The organism is Proteiniphilum sp. UBA1028, assembly GCF_002316955.1.
Lineage (GTDB): Bacteria > Bacteroidota > Bacteroidia > Bacteroidales > Dysgonomonadaceae > Proteiniphilum.
This window is the reverse complement of record NZ_DCEN01000061.1, coordinates 5,081-12,188: the sequence shown is the minus strand read 5'-3', so window position 1 is coordinate 12,188 and position 7,108 is coordinate 5,081. Positions and strand designations below refer to the sequence as shown.

Genomic DNA, 7,108 nt, shown 5'->3' with positions numbered 1-7,108 from the left:
ACGCTGAAGAGAGCCCATCTCCAAGAGTGAGACTCTTCCTTAATAGCCACGATTGTGGCAATGCAGGGGAAGTAGATCAACACGAAAAGGAGAAAACCAATGGTCACGAGATTAGTGAAAACTGGTGCCCCTCCCGGATAGGTTTCTGCTTGCAGCCGCTCCTGCAACGAATGCTGATTGTTACTATCGCCGGTGTAGAGTACTCCCATTGTGCTGACAACGATCTCTTTGGCAGCCATCCCTGAAAGCAGGCTGACTGATATTTTCCAATCAAACCCAAGGGGACGCATCACAGGCTCAATAAATTTTCCGATCCTTCCTATGTATGAGTTTTCCTGATGAGAGGTGTTACGGGCATGATCAATCACGGCTGTCATCTGCTTTTTCTCGTCGCTGCTGATTTCATTCTTGTCATATTGTACACCTATCTGCACTATATCTCTGTCGAACAAATTGTCTCTCTCCTTGTCTTGTGGAAAGTATCCCAGAAACCATATCAGGATGGATGCGATGAGAATTGGTCCTCCCATTTTACGGAGATACTGGCTTGAACGATCCCACATATGTGTGAGAATTGATTTTTTAGTCGGCATTCTGTAGGGAGGCAGCTCCATAACAAACGGAGTCTCTTCCTCTTTGAACAGTGTATTCCGGAACATTCGGGCTGTCAGAGCTGCTATCGCAATACCAAAAATATACAATCCCAGCATTACAATGCTGCCCCGGGAAGGGAAAAATGCTCCAACAAAGAGTATATATACTGGTAAGCGGGCGCTACACGACATGAACGGAACAATGAACATGGTTATCATCCGGCTACTGCGGCTTTCGATAGTACGTGTAGCCATGATAGCCGGAACGTTACAACCAAATCCCATGATTAACGGAATAAACGATTTCCCATGCAGCCCTATCTTGTGCATAAGCTTATCCATGATAAAGGCTGCACGTGCCATATAACCAGAATCTTCCATAAAAGCAATAAAGAGGTACAATATTACGATATTGGGAAGAAACACGATAACTCCACCCACACCCCCGATAATACCATCAACAATCAAAGCTTTCAGAGGCCCTTCAGCCATATTGTTTCTGATGAGGTTACCCAGTTGGGCCACCAGCCATTCGATCCACTCCATTGGATAGCCCCCCAGACGGAACGTAGCCTCAAACATGACCCAGAGAAAGAGAAAGAATAGTGGGAAGCCAAGATACCTGTGGGTAAGTATGGAGTCTAGCAGTTTTGTTTTATCTGTCTTTTGACCTTTCTCCGTGAGCGTTTCCTGCAGCCCACCAGCGATAAAGCCATAGCGGGCATTGGTGAATGCCGACTCCGGGTCTTCGCGGAGAAGTTTCCCGATATATGCTTGTTCCTTATCTCTACGTGCAAATATCTGTTCATTCAGGGGGAGTTCCCTGGTACGCCTTTCTACCTCGTGGTCGCCTTCAAGCATCTTGATGCATATATACCGTTGAGGTATTCCCCATCCGGAAATATTGCAGTTTTTTATTTCACGCTCCATGATGCTGATCGATTTTTCCAATACCCTGCCGTAGGGGATCTGTACATAATTGTGTACCTCCTCATTGTGTACTGCAATAACCTTCTCAAGCAGTTGCGGAATCCCTTCTCCCCTCTTGCCGACGGTAGGTACAACTGGAATATTGATAAGTGAAGAGAACTTTTCATAATCGAATTTGCGGCCGCTCTGTTCCAGTTCGTCGTACATGTTCAGGGCTATAACCATGGGGACTTCCAGATCTATCAGTTCGGTGGTGAGATAGAGATTCCTCTCCAGCGCGGAAGCTGACACCACATTCACAATTACGTCAGGCTTCTCATCCAGTAGATATTTTCTTGCATATAACTCTTCAGGTGAATATGCAGATAGAGAATAGGTGCCGGGAAGATCTACCAGCGTAAATGAATATCCGTTATGCCTTAATTTCCCCTCCTTGGAATTAATTGTTACACCACTGTAATTACCAACATGTTCGTGAGCGCCCGATGCGAGGTTGAAGATGGAGGTCTTTCCCGAGTTGGGGTTTCCCAGCAAGGCAACCTTGATGTTTTTCTTGTTCAGGCAGTTATCCCTTCTCCGGTGACGCTTCCTATGCCCCTTCCCTGTGCCATTGCAAGGTAGCTCTCCTGTTAAGGCCAGTTCATCTTTGGTGTAACCATTGTTCCTGACATCCTCTTTTAGCATGGAGATTTCTATCATCACTGCTTCGCTGCGGCGCAATGAAACATCGTACTCCATGATCTCATATTTGATGGGATCCCTTAAAGGAGCGTTCAGAATTGACTTTACCTCTTCTCCACGAACGAACCCCATTTCGAGAATACGTTTTCTGAAAGCCCCACTACCATTTACTTTTATGATGTATGCTTTTTGTCCTGTCTGAAGTTCTGAAAGACGCATAGATGAATAAACTCCCTGATTAGCCTGCAAAGGTAAGATTTTTCTCTGTATTATTTATATTAATTATAAATAATAACATTTGGGCTGTTCTAGGTTGTTCTCAGTATATTATTTAAAAGTTTAAAAATAATCAGTTTATAATAGATCAGTAAACTACAATATAGCTTGGATTACAGGATAGAAAAGATACGCTGAGAGAGGAGGCAGAGCGAGATGAGTCTTTAACGGCAGAAGACTCCGGCGAGAGGGTGCATCTTAAGGTATGGGCGACCGGGTATGACTGGGAAATGTTTTGCTTTATCGTTTTTCGATGCCGTTTTTTCTTTGTATTTTTGTCTGCTTAAGAATAAAACAGATAGTAATCAAAACAAATATAACCAATTATTTATGGCAAATAAACCATTCAAATATCAGCCGCCTTTCCCCATGTCGAAGGACCAAACGGAGTATTATCTGCTCACTAAGGAGCATGTTTCAGTATCTGAATTCGAAGGGAAGGAGATTCTGAAAGTATCGAAAGAGGGATTGACGCTGTTGGCTCAGACTGCTTTTCGTGATGTAGAGTTTCTGCTTCGTTCCGAACATCAGGAACAGGTAGCAAAAATTCTGTCCGATCCCGAAGCGAGTGAAAACGACAAGTTCGTGGCTCTTACATTCCTGCGCAATGCGGAGATATCCGCAAAGGGAATTCTCCCTTTCTGCCAGGACACAGGCACGGCCATTATCATGGGTAAAAAAGGTCAACGGGTATGGACTGAAGGCAATGATGAAGAAGCCCTTTCACTGGGTGTTTACAACACCTTTGTTAACGAGAATCTGCGTTACTCGCAAAATGCGCCGTTGAATATGTATGATGAAGTGAATACTGGAACAAACCTCCCCGCACAGATTGACCTGTATGCTGTTGATGGAGATGAATATAATTTCCTTTGTATTGCAAAGGGAGGAGGTTCGGCCAATAAGACCTATCTTTATCAGGAGACGAAAGCTCTGTTGACCCCCGGGAAACTTGAGGATTTCCTTATTGATAAGATGAAATCGCTGGGTACCGCTGCATGTCCTCCCTATCACCTGGCCTTCGTTATCGGTGGTACCTCAGCCGAAGCCAATCTGAAAACGGTGAAGATGGCCTCAGCTAAATACTACGATAACCTTCCTTCGGAAGGGAATGAGCTCGGCCAGGCTTTCCGTGATCATGAGCTGGAAGAGAGACTGAAGAGGGCTTCGGAAAAGCTTGGATTGGGTGCACAGTTTGGAGGGAAATATTTTGCACACGATGTGCGGGTGATCCGCCTGCCGCGTCACGGCGCCTCCTGCCCGGTTGGAATGGGTGTTTCCTGTTCGGCCGACCGTAACATAAAGGCGAAGATCAACCGCGATGGTATTTGGATTGAGAAGCTTGAAGATAATCCTACTCGCCTTATTCCTGAGGAATACCGTGAAGCAGGGGAAGCTGGAGGTGTTAAGATAGATTTAAACCGGCCTATGAAAGAGATTCTGGCTGAGTTGTCAAAATATCCGGTCTCCACCCGGTTGTCGTTGAACGGTACCATCATTGTTGGGCGCGATATTGCCCATGCAAAGCTCAAAGAACGTATCGACCTTGGCGAGGGACTGCCTCAATACATAAAAGATCATCCTATCTACTATGCCGGGCCCGCAAAGACCCCCAAAGGATATGCCTCAGGCTCAATGGGACCTACAACGGCAGGGCGCATGGACTCCTACGTTGATCTGTTTCAGTCGAACGGTGGCAGCATGATAATGCTGGCAAAAGGTAATCGAAGCCAGCAGGTTACCGATGCATGTAAAAAGCACGGTGGTTTTTACCTCGGGAGCATAGGTGGACCTGCTGCAATTCTAGCGCAGAACAGTATCAAAAGCCTCGAATGCATTGAATACCCGGAGTTAGGCATGGAGGCGATATGGAAGATAGAGGTGGAAGATTTCCCGGCATTTATACTGGTGGATGATAAGGGTAATGATTTCTTCCAGGTGGTGACGCAGCCAAATTGTTTATTTGGATAACCATAATGTCAATATTGAAGTTTATTAATTTGATATTTGCCAAAGTATTGGTTCACATTACAAGTAAAAAGACATGAAGAAAACGTTTATTATATTGATTGCTCTTTTTTTAGGTTTATCGGCTATAGAATCACAGACCCGGACCAGCATCACTCTGGAAAATGGGTGGAGATTTACCCGGGAGGATAATCCGAGGTCATCTGAAACCGATTTTAGCGACAGTGAATGGCAATCGGTCAGAGTACCCCACGATTGGGCTACTTACGGCCCGTTCAGCAAAGAAAATGATATTCACAGGATGGCTATCGTTCAGGATGGACAAACAAAGGCCATAGAACATTACGGCCGTACCGGCGGGCTTCCTTTTGTTGGAGTGGGGTGGTACAGAAACACTTTTACTATTCCCGGTTTTTCCAACGATAGGCGCGTAACCATCCAGTTCGATGGTGCCATGAGCAACGCCCGTGTTTTTGTAAACGGGAAAGAGGCGGGTGTCTGGCCTAATGGTTACAATACGTTTTACTTCGATATTACAGATCTTTTAAACAGTGATGGGAAAAACAATACACTGGCTGTTCGCTTAGAGAACTTCGAAGAGCAATCCCGCTGGTATCCGGGAGCTGGGCTCTATCGGAACGTACACCTTATTACAACTCACAAGACTCATATTCCTGTTTGGGGAACCTATGTAACTACACCCGAAGTAAATGAAGCATTTGCGAAGGTTAATGTGAAGACGAAAGTGGATTGCGCAGAAGGGCTTTCCGATATAAACTTTCTCAGGCTGAAGACCTCGATCCTCGACCCTGCCGGGAAGTTAGTGGCTGAGTCGGAAGATGAATTTACCAAATTCGATGGGGATGAGATGGAGCAGTCACTTATAGTAGAGAATCCGCTGTTGTGGGATATCAGGCAGCCCAACCTTTACAAGGTATATTCAGAGCTGATTATGGTTGAAAGAAAGGTGAAAACAGAAGAGAATAAAACTACTACTGAGGAGTTGGCATATCCTGTAGATGAATTTACTACTTCTTTCGGCATTCGTAGTGTTGAGGTGGTTGCTGATAAAGGGTTCTTTCTCAATGGTAGAAAGGTGAAATTTCAAGGCGCATGCATGCACCATGATTTGGGGCCGCTCGGTGGCGCAGTGAACGAAGCGGCGATACGTCGTCAGATTGGCATCTTGCAGGATATGGGTGTAAACGCCATCCGTACCTCGCACAACATGCCCTCTCCTGAATATGTTCGTATTGCTGATGAGATGGGGATGATGCTGATGGTTGAGACCTTTGATGAATGGGCTATACCTAAGGTAAAGAATGGGTATAACCGCTATTTCAAGGATTGGGCAGAGAAGGATGTGGTCAATGTATTGCATCATTACCGTAACAACCCCAGCGTGGTAATGTGGTGTATAGGTAATGAGGTGGAAGAGCAGAGCAACCCGCAGGGTGCTAAGGTGGCCCGTTACCTTCAGGATATATGTCACCGGGAAGACCCCACCCGTCCTGTTACCAATGGTATGGACCGCCCCGATCATGTATTCAGCAACCATATGGCTGCTATCATGGATGTTCCTGGTTTCAACTACCGCTCATTTCGTTATCAGGAAGCATATGAGAAATTGCCGCAGCAGATAGTGCTTGGCAGTGAGACCACCTCCACGCTTAGTTCACGCGGGGTTTACAAGTTCCCGGTGGAGCGGAAGGCGATGGTTATGTATGACGATCATCAGGCCTCTTCCTACGACCTTGAGCATGCCGGCTGGTCAAACCTGCCGGAGGATGACTTTATACAGCATGAGGAATTGCCCTATACCATCGGTGAGTTTATATGGACCGGGTTCGACTATCTGGGCGAACCCACGCCCTATTATAGCAACTGGCCCAGCCACAGTTCCCTCTTCGGGGCGGTGGACCTGGCAGGTATTCCAAAGGATCGCTTCTACCTCTACCGAAGCCACTGGAACAAAGAGGCTGAAACACTCCATATCCTTCCCCACTGGAACTGGGAGGGCCGTGAGGGCGAGGTAACACCGGTATTCGTCTATACCAATTATCCCTCGGCAGAGTTGTTTATCAACGGCAAGAGCCAGGGTGTACGGAAAAAAGATCTCTCCGTTCCGCTCAAAGGGAGCTACAGCTCAGAAGCACAGAAAGGGCTGGAACGGCAGAAGCGCTACCGGTTGATGTGGATGGATACCCGGTATGAGCCGGGAACGGTGAAGGTGGTTGCATATGACAATAACGGGATTGCGGTTGCTGAAAAAGAGATCCACACAGCAGGGAAACCGTACCGTCTGGTGCTGGAAGCAGACAGGAATGTGATCAGTGCCGACGGAAAAGACCTTTCGTTCATCACCGTATCGGTTGAAGACAAGAACGGAAACCCTTGCCCCAATGTAAATGAACTGGTTAAATTCAATGTGAACGGGGCAGGAACCTACCGTGCCGGGGCCAACGGTGACCCCACAAGCCTCGACCTGTTTCATCTGCCACAGATGCACCTTTTCAACGGCAAGCTTGTGGCAATTGTTGAGTCGGCCGATAAGCCTGGAACAATTACTTTCGAGGCCAACGCCAAAGGGATTAGGAGTGCTTCAATCAAAATTCAAGCAAAGTAGTTCAGAATCATACAGAGATAGTGTAAACGCTCCA

At 46.5% G+C, this 7,108-nt stretch carries 3 protein-coding genes; 2 read left to right on the top strand and 1 reads right to left on the bottom strand.

Translation table 11 applies throughout. From position 1 onward, the window contains the following. On the bottom strand, nucleotides 1-2,423 hold a 2,423-nt coding region (feoB, locus tag B3Z75_RS10785; RefSeq protein ID WP_286844912.1), incomplete at its 3' end, for a ferrous iron transport protein B. A gap of 387 nt (nucleotides 2,424-2,810) precedes the next feature. Between feoB and B3Z75_RS10780 the strand changes: the two genes are divergently transcribed. Together B3Z75_RS10780 and B3Z75_RS10775 are read left to right on the top strand one after the other, a co-directional pair. After that, nucleotides 2,811-4,451 carry a fumarate hydratase gene (locus B3Z75_RS10780; protein ID WP_238868175.1) on the top strand — a complete coding sequence of 547 codons (1,641 nt, stop codon included), beginning with the start codon at nucleotides 2,811-2,813 and terminating at the stop codon, nucleotides 4,449-4,451. 73 nt (nucleotides 4,452-4,524) lie between these two features. After that, the gene (locus tag B3Z75_RS10775; protein WP_238868174.1) at nucleotides 4,525-7,074 is read left to right on the top strand and encodes a DUF4982 domain-containing protein; all 2,550 of its coding nucleotides are present in this window, start codon (nucleotides 4,525-4,527) and stop codon (nucleotides 7,072-7,074) included. Nucleotides 7,075-7,108 lie beyond the last annotated feature (34 nt).